Annotated in this window: 24 protein-coding genes, 1 other RNA gene and 1 pseudogene; 9 read left to right on the top strand and 17 right to left on the bottom strand. The window is 33.9% G+C overall.

All coding sequences use genetic code 11. The annotated features are described in order from the left end of the window. Positions 1-9: 9 nt before the first annotated feature. A non-coding RNA gene (ssrS, locus tag I4N53_RS05455) (6S RNA) lies at positions 10-187 on the bottom strand. A gap of 126 nt (positions 188-313) precedes the next feature. Here ssrS and I4N53_RS05450 point away from each other — a divergent pair. After that, positions 314-1,210: a radical SAM protein gene (locus tag I4N53_RS05450; RefSeq protein ID WP_003870766.1), complete on the top strand. Its 897-nt coding sequence runs from the start codon at positions 314-316 to the stop codon at positions 1,208-1,210. On the opposite strand, the gene I4N53_RS05445 is transcribed toward I4N53_RS05450, so the two are convergent. Further along, entirely contained in the window at positions 1,202-2,059 is an 858-nt protein-coding gene (locus tag I4N53_RS05445) for an RluA family pseudouridine synthase (RefSeq protein ID WP_214495788.1), read from the bottom strand. The two genes, I4N53_RS05450 and I4N53_RS05445, sit on opposite strands and share 9 nt — an antisense overlap. Positions 2,060-2,146: 87 nt before the next feature. On the opposite strand from I4N53_RS05445, the gene I4N53_RS05440 reads away from it, so the two are divergent. Beyond that, a complete protein-coding gene (locus I4N53_RS05440) occupies positions 2,147-2,611 on the top strand; it encodes an NUDIX domain-containing protein (protein ID WP_006569962.1) in 465 nt (154 codons plus the stop codon). Here I4N53_RS05440 and I4N53_RS05435 read toward each other — a convergent pair. After that, positions 2,600-2,797 carry a YgiT-type zinc finger protein gene (locus I4N53_RS05435; protein ID WP_003868657.1) on the bottom strand — a complete coding sequence of 66 codons (198 nt, stop codon included), beginning with the start codon at positions 2,795-2,797 and terminating at the stop codon, positions 2,600-2,602. The genes I4N53_RS05440 and I4N53_RS05435 overlap by 12 nt on opposite strands. A 239-nt stretch (positions 2,798-3,036) precedes the next feature. On the opposite strand from I4N53_RS05435, the gene pckA reads away from it, so the two are divergent. After that, the gene (gene pckA, locus I4N53_RS05430) at positions 3,037-4,602 is read left to right on the top strand and encodes a phosphoenolpyruvate carboxykinase (ATP) (RefSeq protein WP_214495787.1); all 1,566 of its coding nucleotides are present in this window, start codon (positions 3,037-3,039) and stop codon (positions 4,600-4,602) included. A gap of 276 nt (positions 4,603-4,878) precedes the next feature. Here pckA and I4N53_RS05425 read toward each other — a convergent pair whose 3' ends face one another. From I4N53_RS05425 to rlmD, 14 genes and pseudogenes are all read right to left on the bottom strand, one after another. Then, complete coding sequence (locus I4N53_RS05425) at positions 4,879-6,210, bottom strand: replication-associated recombination protein A (protein ID WP_074665395.1); 1,332 nt, start codon at positions 6,208-6,210, stop codon at positions 4,879-4,881. Between the two features lie 13 nt (positions 6,211-6,223). Next, positions 6,224-6,589, bottom strand: coding sequence for an HIRAN domain-containing protein (locus I4N53_RS05420; protein WP_003868556.1), 366 nt, complete (start codon positions 6,587-6,589; stop codon positions 6,224-6,226). 39 nt (positions 6,590-6,628) lie between these two features. Then, positions 6,629-7,237 carry a glycerol-3-phosphate acyltransferase gene (locus tag I4N53_RS05415; RefSeq protein WP_003868555.1) on the bottom strand — a complete coding sequence of 203 codons (609 nt, stop codon included), beginning with the start codon at positions 7,235-7,237 and terminating at the stop codon, positions 6,629-6,631. After that, entirely contained in the window at positions 7,234-8,334 is a 1,101-nt protein-coding gene (locus I4N53_RS05410) for a glycosyltransferase family 2 protein (protein ID WP_214495786.1), read from the bottom strand. The genes I4N53_RS05415 and I4N53_RS05410 overlap by 4 nt, the downstream gene beginning before the upstream one ends. A 409-nt stretch (positions 8,335-8,743) precedes the next feature. Further along, the gene (locus tag I4N53_RS05405; protein WP_214495785.1) at positions 8,744-9,313 is read right to left on the bottom strand and encodes a carboxymuconolactone decarboxylase family protein; all 570 of its coding nucleotides are present in this window, start codon (positions 9,311-9,313) and stop codon (positions 8,744-8,746) included. An 80-nt stretch (positions 9,314-9,393) separates the two neighbouring features. After that, on the bottom strand, positions 9,394-10,596 hold the full coding sequence (locus tag I4N53_RS05400) for a patatin-like phospholipase family protein (RefSeq protein ID WP_003868551.1): 1,203 nt from the start codon (positions 10,594-10,596) through the stop codon (positions 9,394-9,396). A gap of 111 nt (positions 10,597-10,707) precedes the next feature. Next, a complete protein-coding gene (locus tag I4N53_RS05395) occupies positions 10,708-11,307 on the bottom strand; it encodes a hypothetical protein (protein WP_214495784.1) in 600 nt (199 codons plus the stop codon). Positions 11,308-11,351: 44 nt separating this feature from the next. Next, positions 11,352-12,599, bottom strand: a complete 1,248-nt coding sequence (locus I4N53_RS05390) for a hypothetical protein (RefSeq protein ID WP_003870941.1) — start codon at positions 12,597-12,599, stop codon at positions 11,352-11,354. 477 nt (positions 12,600-13,076) lie between these two features. Continuing rightward, a complete protein-coding gene (locus I4N53_RS05385) occupies positions 13,077-13,877 on the bottom strand; it encodes an ExeA family protein (RefSeq protein ID WP_074592985.1) in 801 nt (266 codons plus the stop codon). Positions 13,878-13,893: 16 nt separating this feature from the next. After that, positions 13,894-14,868: pseudogene (locus I4N53_RS05380) on the bottom strand (DDE-type integrase/transposase/recombinase); the annotation flags it as partial. A gap of 40 nt (positions 14,869-14,908) precedes the next feature. Further along, positions 14,909-15,490 (bottom strand): DUF6431 domain-containing protein, encoded by a 582-nt coding sequence (locus tag I4N53_RS12355; RefSeq protein WP_019907841.1) that lies wholly within the window; start codon positions 15,488-15,490, stop codon positions 14,909-14,911. A gap of 112 nt (positions 15,491-15,602) precedes the next feature. Beyond that, complete coding sequence (locus tag I4N53_RS05375; protein ID WP_255549730.1) at positions 15,603-15,857, bottom strand: hypothetical protein; 255 nt, start codon at positions 15,855-15,857, stop codon at positions 15,603-15,605. A 112-nt stretch (positions 15,858-15,969) separates the two neighbouring features. Continuing rightward, entirely contained in the window at positions 15,970-16,206 is a 237-nt protein-coding gene (locus I4N53_RS05370; RefSeq protein WP_006569955.1) for a hypothetical protein, read from the bottom strand. A gap of 19 nt (positions 16,207-16,225) precedes the next feature. Then, the gene (gene rlmD, locus I4N53_RS05365; protein ID WP_218623520.1) at positions 16,226-17,584 is read right to left on the bottom strand and encodes a 23S rRNA (uracil(1939)-C(5))-methyltransferase RlmD; all 1,359 of its coding nucleotides are present in this window, start codon (positions 17,582-17,584) and stop codon (positions 16,226-16,228) included. Between the two features lie 165 nt (positions 17,585-17,749). Between rlmD and I4N53_RS05360 the strand changes: the two genes are divergently transcribed. From I4N53_RS05360 to I4N53_RS05335, 6 genes are all read left to right on the top strand, one after another. Further along, positions 17,750-18,166 carry a HutP family protein gene (locus I4N53_RS05360; RefSeq protein WP_003870937.1) on the top strand — a complete coding sequence of 139 codons (417 nt, stop codon included), beginning with the start codon at positions 17,750-17,752 and terminating at the stop codon, positions 18,164-18,166. A 71-nt stretch (positions 18,167-18,237) separates the two neighbouring features. After that, complete coding sequence (locus tag I4N53_RS05355; RefSeq protein WP_004400040.1) at positions 18,238-18,384, top strand: hypothetical protein; 147 nt, start codon at positions 18,238-18,240, stop codon at positions 18,382-18,384. Between the two features lie 12 nt (positions 18,385-18,396). Then, positions 18,397-19,524, top strand: a complete 1,128-nt coding sequence (locus tag I4N53_RS05350) for a sodium ion-translocating decarboxylase subunit beta (RefSeq protein WP_004400039.1) — start codon at positions 18,397-18,399, stop codon at positions 19,522-19,524. Positions 19,525-19,614: 90 nt separating this feature from the next. Further along, entirely contained in the window at positions 19,615-19,788 is a 174-nt protein-coding gene (locus I4N53_RS05345; protein ID WP_014063139.1) for a spore coat associated protein CotJA, read from the top strand. 4 nt (positions 19,789-19,792) lie between these two features. After that, positions 19,793-20,050 carry a spore coat protein CotJB gene (locus I4N53_RS05340; protein WP_003868342.1) on the top strand — a complete coding sequence of 86 codons (258 nt, stop codon included), beginning with the start codon at positions 19,793-19,795 and terminating at the stop codon, positions 20,048-20,050. Positions 20,051-20,063: 13 nt separating this feature from the next. Then, positions 20,064-20,636, top strand: coding sequence for a manganese catalase family protein (locus I4N53_RS05335; RefSeq protein ID WP_003868341.1), 573 nt, complete (start codon positions 20,064-20,066; stop codon positions 20,634-20,636). The last annotated feature ends 11 nt before the right edge of the window (positions 20,637-20,647 follow it).

Below are 20,647 nucleotides of genomic sequence, written 5' to 3'. Positions count from 1 at the left end.
ACTTTTAATTTTTGTCCCACGAAGCCGTAAGGCTATGTTTTCATACCCGCTCTCGCAGGTGGGTACCCTGTCATCAGCTTCTGAAGTCCTGTCTTAGCAGGCATTTCTTCCACTGATGAACCCGGATTCCCGAAAAAGGTGCGTTGGTTGAAAACAAATTAGCCTAATACAAACTTCACAGGATTCATTTGGTTTTTCGTTTACAATTATAGTTTACGACAAATCTTACTAAATTGCAAGTGTAAAATATAGAAAATACAAGCTTTATACAAAAAAATAAAGAATGATATAATATTGAGTGGAGGGAATTTCTATGGAACCAGCAATAAAATGCAATATATGTCCAAGAAACTGCAATGTAGACAGGTCAAAATCAAAAGGACTTTGTAACATGCCTTGGCAGGTAAAAGTATCAAAAGCCTATTTGCATCATTGGGAAGAGCCTTTTATAAGTGGAACAAGAGGCTCTGGAACAGTTTTTTTCAGTGGTTGTAACCTAAAGTGTGTCTTTTGTCAAAATTACGAAATAAGTCAATACCAATTTGGTAAATTTCTAACAGTAGAAGAATTAGCACAAGTATTTTTAAATTTACAAAAGCAAGGTGCCCATAACATAAACCTTGTTACTCCTACAATCCATGTCTTCTCAATAAAAGAGGCGATTTTATTAGCAAAAAGGCAAGGGCTTCAAATACCTATAGTATATAATACAAACGCCTATGAAAATGTAGAAACTTTAAAAATGTTGGAGGGATTAATTGACATATATCTTCCCGACCTCAAATATTACAATGACGCTCTTGCAAAAAAATATTCCAAAGCTCCTAATTATTTTGAACACGCAACAAAAGCCATATTAGAAATGTATAGGCAGGTTGGAATACCTCAATTTGACGAAGAAGGAATATTAAAAAGAGGTTTAGTGATAAGACATCTCATAATGCCGGGATTTGTAGAGGACACTAAAAAAATTCTTTTGTGGATTAAAGAAAACCTCCCAAAAGAAATATATGTAAGCTTAATGAGTCAATATACCCCTTATTATCAAGCTCAAAAGTATCCAGAAATAAATAGAAAAATCACTCCTCAAGAATATGATGAAGCTATAGATTTTTTCTTTGAGATAGGCCTTGAAAATGGCTTAATTCAAGAAATAGAAAGCGCCAGTGAAGATTTCATCCCTGATTTTGATTTAGAAGGATTAGAATAATTTTAGTAAATGTTGTATATCTTGTGGCAAAGGCGAATAAACAGAAATGCTTTTTTCTTCTAAAGGGTGTACAAAAGTAAGCCTGTAAGCATGCAATGCTTGCCTTTTAATATAATCATCAGAAGAGCCGTACAATGTATCTCCTACAATAGGATGTCCAATATGGCTCAAATGTACTCTTATTTGATGAGTTCTTCCTGTTTCAATTTTTACCTTTAAAAGAGAAAACCTTTCACTGCTTTTTATCACTTTGTAATTGGTTATAGCTCTATCTCCTTCCTCGGATACCATTCTTTCAATGCCACTTTGTGGTTTTCTCGATATAGGAAGGTCAATTCGACCTTCCCCTTCCATTTTTCCTTCTACTACTGCAAAATAAAGTTTACTCATAGGCTTTACAATTTGAAGATAATACTGCATAAAAGGACGTTTGGCAAATACAACCAGACCCGACGTACCCTTATCTAAGCGATTAACAGGTCGAATCAAAGCCTTTATTCCTTTATCTTTAAAATACCACGCTACCCCATTTGCAAGAGTACCACTTTGATATCTTTTTGTTGGATGCACAACTACTCCAGCTGGTTTATCAACTATTAAAACATCCTCGTCCTCATAATATATATCCAAACCCATTTTTTCCGGGGCAATATCAGAATCTACCTCGGGAAGGATTAAATCAATCACATCCCCTGGTTGGAAAATTCTTTGTACATTTTCTTTTACGCCATTTACTAATATTTCTCCTTGCCACTTATAAATTCTAATAAGTCTTTTAGAAAAACCTTTGTTCCTCAAAAAATTTTCTAATATAACGCCTTTTTCATTTTCTCCAACGATTAATCTCATTTTCCCACCATTTTCTAATTTATTTTAATGCAAAAAATTTATGTGGTATAATCAATTTATAAATAAAATACAGCGGTTGGTGATTTTATGAAACAAATAATTGTAGGAGTAGGCGGTATTGTCATAAAAGATAATAAAGTTTTATTGGTAAGGCATACTTACGGCCAATTTAAAGGCAAATGGATAATACCCAGCGGCCATGTGGAGACCGGTGAAAATATAGACGATGCAGTTTTAAGAGAAATAAAAGAAGAAACTTCAATAGAAACCCGTGTAAAAAATATCATTTCTATAAGAAGTATAATACTTCCCGATGGCAATTCGGAAATATACATTGTTTTTTTGTTAGATTATGTTTCAGGAACTCCTACTTCTGACGGAATAGAAAATGACGCCGCAGCTTTTTTTGACATAGATAAAGTCATAAATGATGAAAATGTAGTCTATCTTTCTCGCTATTTAATTAAAAAGGTATTGACACACACTTATAATAAATTGTCCCCTGACCTCTTTTATCCTTTTGGCAATTTTAATTATAAGCTATTTTGTTGAAATATATTCGTACTTATCTTTATTTTTAAAAGCCTCATCAAGCACTTCTGTATCATAATAGACTGCACCACATTTTTGGCAAACATATGCCGGCACATCTTTAATTATTATAGTCCTTTTCCCCCTTACCAACTTATATTCTACATTTTGTATCTCTATTTTGCCACCACAAAAGCACTTTTCCATTAGTTTCACTCCTTGTCACGTCGATTTCAAGTTGATAAGGACTTTTTTCTATTATATCATAAATTTCGACATAAATCCCTTAAATTTTAGCCAAAAATTTTGTACCACTTGAAAAAATATTTGAATAATGTTAGAATTTTATTGTAAATGTTAATTTTAAACTTTATAAGATATTTTTGCAATTTTAAACACATTAAAATGCAAATTAGCTTTTATAAAATTAAAAGGAGGCATATTAAATGTACGGTCTTGAAAAATTAAATATAATCAATGTTAAAAACGTTTACCGTAATTTTCCCGTCCCTAAATTAGTTGAAGAAGCTATAAAAAGAGGAGAAGGAGTACTTGCAAATAATGGTGCTTTTAATGTTTATACCGGTAAATACACAGGTCGTTCTCCAAATGATAAATTTATTGTGGATGAACCAGAAGTTCATGAAGATATATGGTGGGAAAATAATAAAGCTATTTCTATGGATAAATTTGAAAGGTTGTACAACCGTTTAACTGCTTATTTACAAAATCGAGACATTTTTATATTTGACGGTTTTGTAGGTGCTGACCTTCAATATAGAATTCCTATAAGAGTTATAACAGAATATGCGTATCAGAGTTTACTGGCACGCCAATTGTTCATTCGCCCTAATGAAGAAGAACTTAGAAATCACATCCCCGAATACACGCTAATTGCTGCACCAAAGTTCAACTCTATACCTGAATTAGACGGTGTAAATTCTGAAGCTTTTATTATATTAAGTTTCACTAAAAAACTAATTATAATCGGTGGCTCTCAGTATGGAGGGGAAATCAAAAAGTCAATCTTTACCCTCATGAACTATCTAATGCCAAAACGAGGCGTGTTATCAATGCATTGCTCTGCCAATATTGGCAAAGATGGAGATACCGCCCTCTTTTTCGGCTTGTCAGGAACGGGAAAAACTACCCTCTCTGCAGACCCTCAGAGGTTTTTAATTGGAGACGATGAACACGGATGGTCAGACAAAGGCATTTTCAACTTTGAAGGAGGATGTTATGCTAAATGCATAAATCTTTCAAAAGAAAAAGAGCCTCAAATTTGGAATGCTATAAAGTTTGGCACCGTACTTGAAAACGTTGTATATGATGAAAATACAAGAGAGCTCGACTATAGCAGTGATAAAATTACAGAAAACACAAGGGCAGCCTATTCTATTGACTTTATACCTGGTGCCATCCCGAGTGGAATGGGAGGGCATCCAAAAGCAATTATATTTTTAACAGCAGACGCTTTTGGGGTTTTGCCACCGATTGCTAAACTTGCAAAAGAGCAAGCGATGTATTATTTTTTATCCGGTTACACCAGCAAATTAGCGGGCACAGAGAGAGGTATCACAGAGCCTCAAGCTACTTTTTCTACTTGCTTTGGAGCACCCTTTTTACCTTTAAAGCCAATGGTCTATGCAAAAATGTTAGGAGAAAAAATCGAAAAATACAATACAAAAGTCTATTTAGTAAACACTGGATGGTCTGGTGGACCTTATGGGATTGGAAGCCGCATTAATTTAACTTACACAAGAACAATGGTGGCAGCTGCATTAAATGGCTCATTGGACAACGTAGAATTTGTAAAAGATCCTATCTTCAATTTAAGCATACCTACCTCTTGTCCAGGGGTACCTTCTGAAATTTTAAATCCCAAAAATACATGGGCCGATAAAGAAGCATATGAAAAAGCAGCAAAAAATTTAGCAACTAGATTTGCAGAAAACTTTAAAAAATACAAAGATGTAACTGAAGAAATTAAAAAATCAGGCCCAAATGTTTAAAAGCATAAAGTCTCCTTGCAGTGCGTACTGCTAGGAGACTTTTATAATTTGTAGCCATTATAATATATCTTTCATATTATAAAGTAGAAGTCAACCTAAAAAAGGAGGTAAGTTTATGTCTGACAAACACAAACACCATGAAAACCAATGGATTTGGATTATAATCATCATTTTGATAATTTTGTTATTTGTACCTGGCATCATCATATGGGAAGAACCTAAAAACGCTGTTTAATAAAAAGGGGCAACTGCCCCTTTTTATTAAACAGCTCAAAATTATTTTCCTTTCTTTTTTAAGTTGGTGATTTGCTCTAATCTCCTTTGTATGTCCTTCTCAAAACCAGAATCCGTCGGTACATAGTATTTCCTGTCTTTAAGATTATCCGGTAGACATTGCATATCTGTTACTTTCTCTTCAAAGTCGTGTGCATACTTATACCCTTTGCCATATCCTAATTCTTTCATAAGCTTTGTAGGAGCATTTCTTAAATGCATAGGCACACTTTCAGCAATTGTCTCTTCTGCATCTTTTTTAGCTTTATTATATGCCACGTATACCGCATTAGATTTAGGAGCTAACGCTAAATATATTGCCACCTGTGCCAGATTTACACTACATTCAGGCATTCCAATATAATGGCAAGCATTATATGCTGCAACAGCCATTTCAAGAGCTTGAGGATCTGCAAGCCCAATATCTTCAGAGGCAAAGCGTATCATCCTTCTTGCGACATAGAGAGGGTCTTCTCCCGCTTCTAACATCCTTGCAAGCCAATACACTGCCGCATCCCAATCGCTATTTCTTAAAGATTTGTGAAAAGCTGATATTAAATTATAGTGCTCCTCTCCCTCTTTATCATACAGTAAAGTCTTTTTTTGCATTGCATCTGCTAATATATCATCTGTAACAATTCTTTTCCCTTCAATTACCTCTGCTGCCATAACTGCAATCTCCAATGTATTTAAAGCAACTCTCGCATCTCCATTTGCAAAAAGTGCAATCTTCTTAAGCTGATCTCCGCTAATTTCTATATCATACATTCCAAGACCTCTTTCTTTATCCCTTAAAGCTCTTTTAAGTAGTACAAGTAAATCTTCTTCTGTAAGAGGTTTCATGACAAAAACTTTAGAACGAGACAAAAGCGCTGAATTTACCTCAAAAGAAGGATTTTCTGTAGTTGCACCAATTAATATTATGTTTCCTTTTTCCACATGAGGCAAAAAAGCATCCTGCTGAGCTTTATTAAAGCGATGAATTTCATCAATAAATACAACAGTTCTAGTTCCATACATAGCATCCAATTCAGCTTTTGCCATTATCTCCTTTATCTCTTTGATTCCTGATAAAACAGCACTAAAGGTGATAAATTTAGAATTTGTCATATTGGCTATAATCATAGCAAGGGTAGTTTTACCTACCCCTGGCGGCCCCCACAAAATCATTGAAGTAATATTGTCCTTTTCAATCAATTCCCTAAGTAATTTCCCTTTACCTAAAAGATGTTCTTGACCTACAAACTCATCTAAAGTTTTGGGTCTCATCCTGTCGGCCAAAGGTTTATTTTTTTTCACTTCATTATCAAATATAGATGCTTGTTTGTATTCCATATTTTCTCACCATCTAAGTTTTATTTTTGTACTTTTTCTTTCTTTTTTCTTTTAGTCGGAACTTTATAGTAACTTTTACAAAGTCCTCTTCTAAAAATTCTGCAATAGCAAGGTCCTTTGTCACAAATTTTACCACAGCAAAGGCATGACTCCCAAATCTATCGTAAATTCGCCCTGCACTATAACAACCTCTTGGAACAGTTCCAACACTATTAGCTACATATCCTACTTGTCCTAATGGGGCAAGGGTAACAGATATTGCTTCATCATCATAGTCATTGTACAAATCCTTTTCTAATCTTACAATCGTGCCTGGTTTCAAAACTTTTGTGCCGTAATAATATTGACATCCAGTTATTGCAATATAAATAGATTTCACCTCATACACTCCCAACTTGATTTTAATTAAAATTATATTTTATTTTACCATTTTGGCCTTTAAAACAATATTCATATCATTCTTTCTTTTATATAAAAGCACAGCAAAGTTGAGCATCCACAGTAAAAGTAAATAACTTTCAACACTACTCAAAAACAACAGCCCACCTAGAATACCAAAACCTACAAGGTCTAATACAGCATCTATTTCAGGTATAGAAGGCTTTCCTCTATTATACCGCCTCTCACCTAATTTTAAAATACCTAAAATGACAGCATAGGTCAAAGAAGCTTTAAAACGAGTAATGGCACTCCACACTCCAAAAGTAGTGGCTAATGCTTTGCCCCCTTTAAATTTTAAAAAGGGTGAAAAAGCGTGGCCTAAAATAGGAGCTATTGCCACAATTGCAATAGCATTTCCTGTAACATACCCTTTTTCAAGAAAATACACCAGCGGAAAATAGCCCTTCATAAAATCAAAAGTAGCGCCAACGACTCCCATTTTAAAGCCTGCTGCATGACCTAAGTTGAAAGCTCCGGGATTTCCATCCCTCACTTCTTCTAATCTTTTTCCCAGCATAAGCCCCATCCAATATGAAAACATCAATGAACCACAGCCAAACTCCAATATACTGAGCAGAATAATCATACATTATTCCTTCTTTCTACACTTATTTCCCTACCCTTCCATAAAACTTTTTTCTTAAATGCCACCTGATAAAAGGAATGTAAAGTTACTAGTATAAAAAAGGCTGTCGAAATAAAATGAAAAATAGGAATAAATATACCAAATCTTCCTGTATACTTTGTAAAATATAGTATTTGCAGAGTATAAAAAAGATAGCCAATTTCGTAAAAAATAGCAATAGGCGAATGAGAAAAAACCAAAAAAGGAGTTATAAATCCCACTAATACAAGTCCTAAAAGCCATAAAACTATCAAGAAAATCGTTCCAAAACTTAAAGTATTTGCACTCAAAATTGCTCCTTTGCTAAATCCCTGTATTTCGCTCATAATACCATAAGGGTACATCCTAAAAGAGACAAGGTCATATCCAATAAAATTTTTAATGTTAATTTTGGCATCTGAGAACTTTTTACCTAAATTAAGGTCATCTAATAGCTCTCCCTTTACACTATAGTGCCCTTTAACTTTCTCATAATTCTCCCTATCCACTACTATACATGATCCATATAAGCCTTTTGGACTTTTTCTTTCAAAAGGAGAAGTAAAAGCAAATATCCCTAAAATATTAGTTATAAGAGCAAGCCTTTCATAAAACTTATCTGTGTAATGATAAGGAATTACAGATATTGCTCCCCCAATTTTCACCTGTTCCTTAAGAAGAGACTCTACTGCAAAAGGAGATAGTCTCACATCTGCATCAAGGAAAATAAGTACATCTCCACTAGACTCCAAAAAGCCATTCCACAAAGCCCAATTTTTCCCTGTCCATCCTTTAGGTAATTCCCTATTTTTTATCACTTTAGCTCCAAAAGTTTTAGCTATTTCGCTTGTATAATCCTCAGAAAAATCATCAACTACAATTATTTCATAAGGCTTATAAGTTTGTTTTTGTAGACTATCAAGAAGATATGGTAAATTTTTTTCTTCATTTCTAGCAGGAATAATTACAGAAACCCTTACATTACCAGTATAATATTGAACACCATTTTTAATAATAACTCGTGAAAATAATATAAAACCACTAATAACTCCTATAATTGATAAAATCAAAACAGTCATACAAGACCCTCTTTTATTTTAATTTTAGAAATTTTTTAAAAACACTTTTTTAGTCTTTTCATCTCCTTCCAATAAATGAATAAATACTTCTTATACTGAACACAATAAGGTTTGTATAGGAAGAGGAGGTGATAACATGACAAAATGGACTCCTTCTATAGGTTGGGGTTGGTGGCTTCTTATCCATATAATAGCTATACCTTTACTGATTTACATTGGAATAAGTTTAAAATAAATAAAATTAAATCCCCCTTTCCTTTATTTTCGCAATATCACACCAAAAACTCATTATCAACATAGTTCCATTACTCTTGCAGGATACCATCAGCCTTTGTAAGGAAGAAAGCAAAATACATAATGATTGACACTAGGCTATAAAAACCGTGCCATATAAAAGGAAAATAAGAAGCTAATTCTTTCTTCTAAAAAGCTGTTTAATTAGTATGACCGGTACAAATACAAATATGCCAAACACTACTCCTAATTCATTTCCCAATGTGCTGTTAGGAAGAGGTTTACCTCCTAATCTTCTTCTTAAAGCATGAAAAGCATTGCCATGAGTATTACCTACCATAATAGCTCTTATAGCGTTCATAATGCTATAAGTATAGTCCTCTCCATAAGTCTCCAAAAGTCTTTTATAGACATCTGGATCAGGATGTCCTGCAGTCTCAGCATAATGCTCAGCAAACATTAAAGCTACCACTTGGTCTTCCGGAACATCTCCAAATTCTCCATTTAACAAATTTTTTATCTCTTCCTTTGACATGCCTGACTTCAAAGCCTCTTTGGCGTGAAAATAACTGCAATAGGGGCAACCATTCACTTGTGTTACCGCCAGCATAATCCTTTCCATAAAATCTTTGCTTAACTTCACTTTTTTAGAAGGTTTAGGCTGCCCTCCATGGGTCAATAAATCTTCTACAAACTTATAAAATGTTTTTACATCGTATATTCTATTTGCCTTTTCTTCTGACACTTTTACTACCTCCAGTTTTATATTTTAGTATTCACACTAATTATACTCTATTATTGGAATAAAAAAAACTTGTCATAATTTTAACTAAAAATAATCCTACCTAATTCTTTTATGACTTCACTTTTTGTAAACAAAGAAAGCACATCCACTTTTTTAATTATTTTCTCGATTATATTGCCCTCTTCTTCCTCTTCCTCTATTCTAACTTTTCTCTTTATTTCTTCTATAAGTTCAGCATAGGTGTAAACTTTAAACCTATCTACATCATAGGTTTCTGCTAAATTTTCTAACAATGCTAAAAATATTTCTTCGTAATCAGCAATATCTTTTAAGTCCAAGATTCCACAAAGTCTTGGTATTATAAATTCAAACAAAGCCCTTTTGTCAGGTATTTCTTGATTGATTCTAAAAATCTCCTTTATATCTTTTATTTTCTCCCCTTCTAAGTTTAAAAGATAATTTACAAAAAATTCTTCTTTTTCCTCTGGGTGTATATAATATTTATATCCTTTTAGTCCTTTTAAAGCTTTTAGACCATCAAAGTACCCTAATTTAAGATTATACCTGGAAAGATTTTTATCAAAATCTAATATCCCTCCTAAATCCTCTTTTGGAGAAATGACCAAAACATTTAAGCCTTTAAAATCAAGTTTCCTCACGATTCCAAAGCTTCCTGTCCTTATGACTATCAAGTCCTTATATCCCTTGTCCATTAGCAAATTAGCAGGAAGATTGTTGTATATCCCTCCGTCAATATACTTTTTTCCATCAATTTTTTCCCTCTTAAAAACAGGCAAGTAAGCGCTTGCCATCAAATAATCTACCAATTTCCCTTGAGGAATGTCTTCAATGTATAATTCCAACGGCTTTAAATCACTTAAAGACACTGTCACAATGCCAAAATCCTTCCCTGACCTTCTTATCTTGTCTTCATCTATAACTTCTTGTAATAAATTCCTCAAAGGAGTTATATCTAAGCCTCCATCTCCAATGATGCCTTTTAATCTTTGAACTAATAAAAGGATATCTTCTCTTTCCAGCTTACCCTTTTTCAATTTCTCTATCTCTTCATCCTCAGCCTTTATGACTTTGGAATAAGAAATATCATACCATAGCTCATAAGCCTTTTCAAAATCTCCTTGCACTAATACAGCCCCATTTAAAGCGCCTACAGAAGTACCTGCAATCCCTCCTACTTCTATTCCTTCCTCTATCAGTGCCTTATAAACTCCTATTTGATAGGCCCCTCTCGCTCCTCCACCTTCTAATACTACTCCATACATTTTATATCCCTGCCTTTTCGCTACTTTGCACTATTAAGTATACCATATATTACCTAGAAAATAAATAAAAGCAGATAGCAATTCATTCTCCCAAAACTATCTGCTTTCTTATTAAAATTGAAATTCAGAAAAGCTTTCTACAAATCTATCAATAGCTTTTAACCTTTCTTTAACCTGTAAATCTATTTTTCCACGTTCACATAAATCCGTCAATAGATAAAGCAAATATTCATCTCTTACAAAAATCCTTCTGGGCTTTCCTATATTTAAAATATAATTGATTACCATATCTAAAACATATTGGACCTCATCATCTTCAGGAGCAAGTAAATATTGATCTATTACCATTTCTGTTCGGGAATCAGCTAAAATACAACTTCTAATAGCAATAGGCCGTTCATACCGTTCATCTCTTATTGTACTATTTACATAAGCTATATCCATCTCTATGTCAGTCCCCGTATTTTTTTGCTTGGCAATCCTCGATAAAAGCAATTCATCTTTTAATACAGGAATTAAGTATTTCCTTTCTGGAATAACAAGAGGAGCAGCATGAGTAATCCATGTATTTTGTTGTTTACCATACCTATGAACTAAGGTTTCTCCTGCTTCAAAATCTACTTTAATGTCCTTTTCAATAAAATCTTGAAGAGCCATAAATAAATGCTTAAATACTTCAGTTTCTTTTAATACTTCTTCCTCATCTAGCATACAGAAGTTAGATTTAGTTTAAATACTGATAAAGTCATTAAAGATTATGAAAAAAGAACACCCCTGTACTCATCTTCTATGAGGTCAAATATATGTTTGCTTTTACCCAAAAGTTCATCTTCTTTTTCGGTCAGAGGATCAAGCCAATCAGCCTTATCACGCGCCCATTTCAACCATTTTAAAAGCTTTTCCCTTTTTCCTTCGTCGGCAACCTCAGCTATTTTTCTTTCCATGCAGTCAGTAAATCTTCTTATTTTCTCTGCCTTATCCCAATCAGAAGCAACCTGCTCCAATAGCTTTACCTCTTCCAATTCTCCTTTCCTCATTTGTTCCAAACGCCGCTGTCTTTCACGCTCTTCCCATTCTCTCTTTTCTTCTCTTTCTTTCAGTTCATCTGCAGCTCGAAGTTTATTTGCAACAACAAACATATCATAAATTATTTTTCCTACTTGAGCTTCCAAAGGCTCATTGTCATTATCTTTGTATTCCATCTTATATTGGATGCTATTCCCAAACCAGCTTTTTGCAGATATTGACAACACCAAATAAGTCTGGACTTCAACATTGTTTTGTGAACCTCGTTTTCTTCTTGTTTCTTCTTTCAATTCAAAATAAAACGCTGAATGCATAACAACAAAATAAGCTGTATCCTTGCCTGAATCTATACTAACCTGAGTATAACCCTCCATATCCTCAAGCGTGCTCATAATTGTATCCAATATTCTATATGCCCTGTTTATATTAGATTCTGAAACACTTATTGGGAGAATAGCTTTATTCTCTCGATATTTACTTTTTACACTTGCATAATAGCTTGAACTGAAGCTGGCCTGTTTTAATGCCTTGTCCCTCTTTTTCCTATAAATTACTTCTTCCTTGTGCTCAGTAATTAAATGGTGTGGGTTTCTAAGGTGGCCTTTTACCTGTATTTGTGAGCATGTTTCACTAATAAACGTTTTTGTTTCTTCTCTTAGTAAGCTAAGCTCTTCATCAGCCATCAACTCAGCGTCCGTTAACTGTTCAAGATCTGTCCTGTACTTAATAACATAATTGTGGACATGCTTTTTAAGTTCTCCGGTTACTTTTGGCAAAGCAGGCCTTGGAACCTTTTGTCCGGCTTTAACTCTTGCCCAATAACCACTTGGCGGCAACGGAATCCCAAGCCTTTTGCAATGCTTCCGTAGCCCGTTATCGGATATACCATACCTTTTAGCAACAGTAGTTACAGGTTCCGCCCATACTTCATTATATAACGCTTCTCTTTCATCTGCAGTGATAAACCTAAAATCCATAAAATCACCCTCACTGTATTTTAAAGTTCAATAAATGCCTTTGTCTTATTATGTTCGTATATAGACATATAAAGCCGTTTCAACATCGGCATACACCCATTTCTTTTTTTCACCGAAGCTCAATTCTAAAAACTCCTTTTACGACTATATTTACCACATTTAGGACAAGGATAATTCTCAAGATTAATTGCTTTTTGTTCTCCTACAACATCACAATCGATTGGGTGTAATACAACTTTACATTTAGGACATCTATACTTCACTTCATGTCAATTCTCAAATTAAATCTCCAAAGATTTTCAAATTATAATGGCATTTTTTAAGTGCATAAAAGTATTTTTTCTCAAATTATTACAGACTGATTAAAAAATTTTTTCACTTTTTAAGAGCATTACCGCCAAAATATGTTAATATCTGTTATTGGCAATTTGAATTAATTGATGTATAATAAAATGAGAGTAGCGAAAGCTACTACTCTCATAAACTGATTTCATTTTGTGCCTGGTATATTACTTCTTCATCTATCTCTCTTAGCCTTTTAGAATACGCATAGAGAAGAGAAGTTGTTACCAGGTTATTTATTATCCTTGGCAGCCCTTTTGTTAGAGAATATATTGCTTCATATGCTGATGGTGTAAATATATCATCCACCACTCCGGCTATTTTCATTCTTGTTTTTATATAATCTTGAATTTCTTCTTTTTTTAGCCCTTGCATCACATACTTTATAGAAATTCTTTGCCTTAGTGCACTGTTTACATTCAAGGCTAGTTTGTTTCTTATGTGTGGTTGTCCTGAAAGTATCAATATATACGGGTTTTGAGAATCCATATTAAAGTTAAATATTATTCTCAAATCTTCGAGAACATCATTAGAAACCAGTTGTATTTCATCTAATATTATGACAGGAGTTATCTTCTGGCTATAGTAAAGTTCTGTTATCGCTCTTTGTATCTGGTGAAAGAGCGTTACTTTTTTGTATGAGGGTGTTTCGCCTAAAATCATAGCTAATGCTTGATAAAATTCTCTCACCGTGAGTGTAGACAGAGCAAAGTAACATGGTTTAAATGTAGAACGGTTGAGGCTTTCAGCATATCTTCTTAATGCGGTAGATTTGCCTGAACCGGCCTCCCCAACGATAAGTCCTATACCCCTTGTTTCTTGCAAATATTTTAGCCTGGCATTTAATTCAGCAATGTCTTCACTTATGTAAAGGTCGTTTACACTTATCTCTTTAGAAAATGGATTAAATTTCATTCCAAAATATTGGGTAAACATTGTAAACACCTCTTTTTTAATCAATGATATCATTAAAGGATATTACTGTGGAATTAGGTTTTGCAGCAAAATCCACAGTATCTTCTTTTTCGCTTACAACTTTTCTGTCTTCGATATATTCTACAGGAATTTTAGCATTCTCATGAAAATTTACCTTATACGCTTCCCCTACTTTTTTGCCTTCATGAAAAAGTAGAAGGGGTGTATCATCCTTAAGCCACTGCGGGTCATATCTGACTTCTAAATGCATACCTTTAAACTTTTCTTCTGTTTCATAAAGGATATTTTCCACTTTAAGTGTAGCATCTTTGTTTACTTTACGATTTACTCTTATAAGAAAATATTCATTCAACATATCTATGTCTTTACACATATTTACCCTTGATATTTGAGACATGAAAAAATCTAAAGGACTCATGCCAATACTGCTGTGTTCTTTTCGGTTGTAATCCTCCTCCAGCCATTTAAAAAACATCATATTGAGTTCATCTATACTCTTTATGGATGTAGGATCTATTGTGCTTAAAAATCTCATTCTCACCGTATGAAAGAATCTTTCTATTTTCCCTTTTGAATGAGGTGAAAAGGGCTCAGCGTGAATAAGAGATGTACCTAGTGAAGCACAGATATACTCCAATTGAGTGCTTCTATATATCTTTCCATTGTCAGTGTAGAGCATTTTGGGTATCCCCCTTCTTAGCACTGCTTCTTTAAATGAGTCTCTTAAAGCTAAAAAATTCTGGGTATAGTAAAAGTGAGCATAGGTACACAGCCTTGAAGCATCATCTATATATGCAATAAGATACGTTTGTCTCTTTGTTTTACCTTCTTTAATATATGGCCCATACATGACATCAGTTTGCCACAGTTCATTGATGTATTCATGGGAAAACCTCTTTGTTTTACCCTCTTTTTCTTTATCTAAAGATTTTACAGGAATGTTTTTCAAAAACCTATAGAATGTCGAAAGGGATACTTTATCCGGTGATAATCAAAATTTTTATTTAAATCTTTCGGGTTTAATGCTAAAATTATGTGAGAGAGGCCAGAAATGATTTTTGGCAATAGGCATAAAACCGTTGGGAGAAGAGTGGTACAATGCTTATTATGTCCAAAATCTCTCTGGCCCTCTCTCTTTGTGAGTCAGTCTCAGATAACTTTATGTAAGGGTTTATTTGCCTTAATCCGTATATGATAAAACTTAAATTATTCATTATCCTTTTGGTGTAAAAATATATATGCTGTCTTGAAAATAGTATGGTGGGGAAGTTTCTTTTTAAGCCATTTATGAAAGAACTGACAGTTCTTTCTCTGAGGAGTGTTTCTTTTAAAGACTTTACAATCATATTGAAAGAATACTGAAAATGAGGAATACAGAAATCAGGAAGGTAGGATAGAATCCTTTTACACACAGGGCATATATATCTTCTTATGGTTATTTTTATACAGTTAAGTTCATCCAAATAGTAACGGTAATAAAACCCGTGCTTTTTTAGTTTTACTCTACACTTGCAATCGGGATAAGGACATCTATCTGGTGGGTCAGGGAAATTGTAATCTTTACCTTTATGTAAATACTCTTCAATGTTATCAACATGGAAAACTATTTGCATAAGTAACCTCTCCAATTAAAATTAATGCTAAAGGAATATGATAAATTTTTTTCATATTCCTTTAGCATTAATTTTATCACAAGATTATTTAATCTGAGAAATTTTATCGGTTTTAAGCTAAATTAATTTGAGAAATGACAACTTCAAAACAGTCACCATCATAATCTAAATGTATGAAAAATCTTCCATAAAACTCATCGCACTTTGGACAACGATATACTTTATGACCATAACCATCACCAATTACTGAATTTTTTTCAAGAAACAATTTCTTAATATGTTCTATGGTTTTCTTTGAATGTATAAGATGCGGAAGCAAAGCAAATTCAGATTCAAAATTCATAAGATTATAGGGACTATACTCCATTCCAATACCTATTTTAAAGCTTTTTGAATTCTACGATATTTTAGCTCCATAATTTCTTCTTTCCATGATGTCAAATATAATAGCATGAGTGTCAATTTTTTTACTATGACATCTATTTCAAAGTCGACAGTTTCTTAGCATATCGTTCTTCATTGTAGGCTTCACCATTTTTTAGCACATCGTATATTTCTTCTATTAATATTGCGGCGATTTTTTCTTTTGCCTGTTGTTCTGTGTATCCTGATTTTTTTAGTCTTTCCAGTGTCACTTTGGTAATTGGTGGATTATTGTCTCTAATCTGGTTATTTACAACCTCTAAAATAATCCTTTTTAAATTCTGATTGGCCAAACGGCTCACCTCCTCATTCTTACTTTCTCTCTATTAAAACTACCGTCTCAACATGATAGGTATGAGGAAACATGTCTACACATTTTACTTTTTTCACTTTATATACATCTTCACTGAGGGTTTTTAAATCCCTTACAAGAGATTCAGGATTACACGAAACATACACTATTTTTTCAGCGTTAAATTTCACAATGTCTTCAAGCGCTTTTGGATTGATTCCAGACCTTGGGGGGTCTACAATTACTACATCAGGTTTTTCTTTTATCTCCTTTAACTTTTGAGATACATCGCCAGCAATAAAAGTGCAATTTTCAAGGCCGTTTAGCTCAGCATTTTTTCTTGCTGACATAACTGCTTCTTCTACTAGTTCTATCCCAATTACCTTTTTAGCCATTGGAGCCATAATTATGCCTATGGTTCCTGTACCAGAGTACAAATCAAAAACTATTTTGTCAGATACATCTCCTGCAAATTCCCTCACTGTCTCATAAAGTTTTTCTGCTCCGTATGAATTAGTTTGAAAAAAAGAAAATGCACTTATTTTAAATTTTAAATCCAAAATCTCTTCTATGAGATAATCTCTTCCATATAACACTTCCAATCTTTCGCATACTACAGCATCTGACCAGGAATCGTTTTGAGTATGTAGTACACCTACAAGCCGACTTTCAAAATTCGCATTTTTATATCTTTCAATAAGCTCTGTAAAGTCATGTTGCAACTGTGTTGTCGTCACAATGTTTAACAAAATCTCTCCTGATTTTGATGCCTTTCTCACAACCAAATGTCTCAAAAAACCTTCATGAGTCTTTTTGTCATAAAAAGGAAGTCCTTTTTTTATTGCATAATCAAAAGTAAGATTTAAAGCTTTGAGAAAATCATCTTCAACAATATTACATTTGTCTGTCATGATTACCTCATAAAATCGACCTTTTCTATGAAGTCCTAACGCCGCATTGCCTTCTTTATCTTTTCCAAAAGTGTATTCCATTTTATTCCTATAACCATGCTCTTTAGGACTTTTTACAATACCTAAAAATTCGTACTCTGTTATTCCTTCTTTTTCAAAAAGCTTTTTCAAAATATCTTCTTTTATCTTAAGTTGATCTTGATAGCTAACATTTTGATAAGTACAGCCGCCACAATCTCCAAAGTGAGGGCAAAGGCTTTGCTTCTCCAAAGTAGAATTCTCTATTACCTCTACTATTTCGCCTTCTACCATATCCTTTTTTACTTTTTTAACTTTTGCCTTTATTTTTTGCCCCAAAAGTGCTCCTTTTATTTTTACTTTTTTCCCCTCAAAATAGCCTATCCCAAATCCACCAAATTCCATCTCTTTTACGTCAACTGTGATAACATCGTTTTTTCTCACTGTCATTCCTCCTTTGCTATCTAGATTATACCTTATTTTGCTCAATAATTCTAATATTACTTATTAAAATGTTTTCATCAAAAAATAAAATAACCTTTACATAATTTTAATAACGTTGTATACTAATACTGGGTGAGAGAGTGAAAGAGTGAGAAAGGATGAAGAATTAAAGTGTTTATAAACAACCTAACAGTTGCAAAAGGAGCCATAGTATTGTCTCTTTCCTCAAATAGAGAGGAAGAAGAAGAAATCAAAAAACTTCTCTTAGAAAAAGGTTACAAATGCGCTGTAACAGAGCTGGGAGGTAAAAGTAGCGAATTCAATGAAAAAATAGTCTCTGCAGTGGTAGGAGCAGCTTTAAACAATAATGTAATTGAAAAAAATCCAACTTCTATGCACGCCCTCTTACATGCTACAATTGAAGCTGTAAAATCCTTATCCTTGACTTTGCCCTTAGACGTAAGCCTTATGATGAAAATTGCAGTTGTAGCAGATAATACTTGGATTGCAGTTTCAATGTTTGGAAAATCAGCTTTACATCCTCTCACAAATCATGAAAGGTTGGGTTTTGGAATAATGCACTTATAAAGTACATAAGGGGAGACAGAGGGAAAGAGTCATAATACTATGGCTCTTTTATTTTTTCAGGAGGTGAAATAATGGTACCAGATACAGTTTTAGGAGCTATTTATTTGTCAATCATAGACATGGTTTTGTTGTCAATGCTTCTGTTAGTAATTGGTGCTATATTATCAAAGATATTTCCGTTATTTAGTAAAATCGAAAAATTTATTAACAAAAAATAAGGAGTGACACAAATGGAGCTTCTGTTAAAACTATTTAATGATATGATACAAACTACCGGTCTTGTTCATTTAACTTGGGGTAATGTGTTTTTAATATTGGTAGGTATATTCCTCATATACTTAGCTATTGTAAAAAAATATGAGCCATTTTTACTCCTTCCAATAGGTTTTGGCAGTATTGTAGCAAACATACCAGCTACTGATTTATTGGAACCTGGGGGACTCATACACTTTTTTTACTTAGGGGTTGAAAAGGTTATCTATCCTCCCCTTATCTTCCTCGGCGTAGGTGCCATGACGGACTTTGGGCCTATGATTGCAAATCCTAGTTTAATGATTTTAGGTGCTTTTGCCCATATAGGAATATTTATAGCATTAATAGGCGCGAAACTTTTAGGTTTTAGTATATTTGAAGCGGGGGCTATAGGGATTATTGGCGGTGCAGATGGACCAATGGCAATTTACGTAACTCAAAAATTAGCTCCCCACCTTATGGCTCAAATATCTGTCGCTGCGTATTCTTATATGGCGTTAATGCCTTTAATACAACCTCCTATCATGAGGTTACTTACTACAAAAGAGGAAAGGCAAATAATGATGAAACAGATGAGACCCGTTTCAAAAACAGAAAAAATCGCCTTTCCTATTGTAATAACTGTTTTAATAGATTTACTACTTCCTCCAATTGCTCCTCTTATAACAATGTTGATGTTGGGAAATCTTTTAAAAGAGTCGGGAGTTGTAGATAGGCTTGCAAAAACAGTCAGTGGAGAATTTATGAACGTAATTACGATATTATTAGGAGTCTCCATAGGCTCCACCATGAAAGCAGACACTTTTTTGACCATTAAGACATTAGAGATAGTCACCTTAGGGCTTATCGCTTTTATGACAGGAACAGCTGGAGGTGTACTGGGAGCAAAATTTTTAAATAAACTTTCTGGTGGAAAAATAAATCCTCTTGTTGGCTCTGCAGGTATAGCTTCTGTTCCAATAGCTGCGAGAGTGTCCCACTCTGTAGCCATAAAAGAAAATCCTTACAACTTTTTAATAATGCACGCCATGGGGCCAAACCTTGCCGGAGTTTTTGGAACGGCAATAGCAGGTGGAATAATGCTTGTACTATTAGGAGTTCATTAAAACAGCCAAAATGGCTGTTTTTTTATTGTATCACAAAGATATATGCAAGAATATTATATTAGTAAATATATAGATTTGGGAGGTTTAAAAATGTACGACTATAATCCTTATGTACAAGATTATGCTTTTCCTCCTCTAAAGCTTGCACAAGCTTATGTACCTTTACAGAAATATGTATCTATTTATCCTCCAGAAGAAGCCATTAAAAAAGGCACTGTTTTTCCTGAACTTGATATGCCTTATGTAGGCGAAAAAATGAGGTGATAAAATGGATGGCAATCAAATATCTTTGCTTAAGAAAATCATGGAAATAGAGTTTACCTGTATAGATTTGAATCTATATTTAGACACCCATCCCGATGACCAAAAAGCCCTTCAAGACTATAACTATTATTCCAACCAATTGTCTATGTTGAAACAACAATATGAACAATTTTACGGGCCCTTGATGGTTTTTGGTCATTCACAAAGTCAATATCCTTGGAAATGGGTAGATGACCCATGGCCTTGGGAAATAGAATATTGAGGAGGACTTTGTTATGTGGGTTTATGAAAAGAAACTACAATATCCTGCTAAAGTATGCAAACCAGATGTAAAAATGGCAAAATACCTCATCGCCCAATATGGAGGCCCTGATGGAGAATTGGCAGCCGCTTTAAGATATCAAACTCAGCGATTCGTCATGCCTACAGGAAAAGCAAAAGCAGTTTTGACAGACATTGCTACAGAAGAATTAGCACACCTTGAAATAATAGCAACTCTTGTTTTCAAGCTTTTAAAGGGAGTACCAGTAGAAATATTAAAAAGAGAAGGATTAGGGGAATACTATACAGAACATGATAGAGGCCTATTCTATGCAGATACAACAGGAATGTTATGGACCGCCGCCTATATCCAGGCTAAAGGAGATGCAATCGCTGATCTACACGAAGATATGGCAGCCGAAGAAAAAGCAAGAGCAACTTATGAACATTTAATAAATCTCACAGATGACCCTTGTGTAAAAGATACTCTCAGGTTTTTGAGAGAAAGAGAGATTGTACACTTCCAAAGATTCGGAGAAACTTTAGTACAAGTAAGAGAATATATGGAAAGCAAAAAATTCTTTTAAAAAGGTAGATG

Source organism: Thermoanaerobacter sp. CM-CNRG TB177 (genome assembly GCF_018588165.1).
Taxonomy (GTDB): Bacteria; Bacillota; Thermoanaerobacteria; order Thermoanaerobacterales; family Thermoanaerobacteraceae; genus Thermoanaerobacter; species Thermoanaerobacter thermocopriae.
The sequence above is the reverse complement of the archived record's forward strand: the minus strand, read 5'-3'. Positions and strand labels throughout refer to the sequence as shown.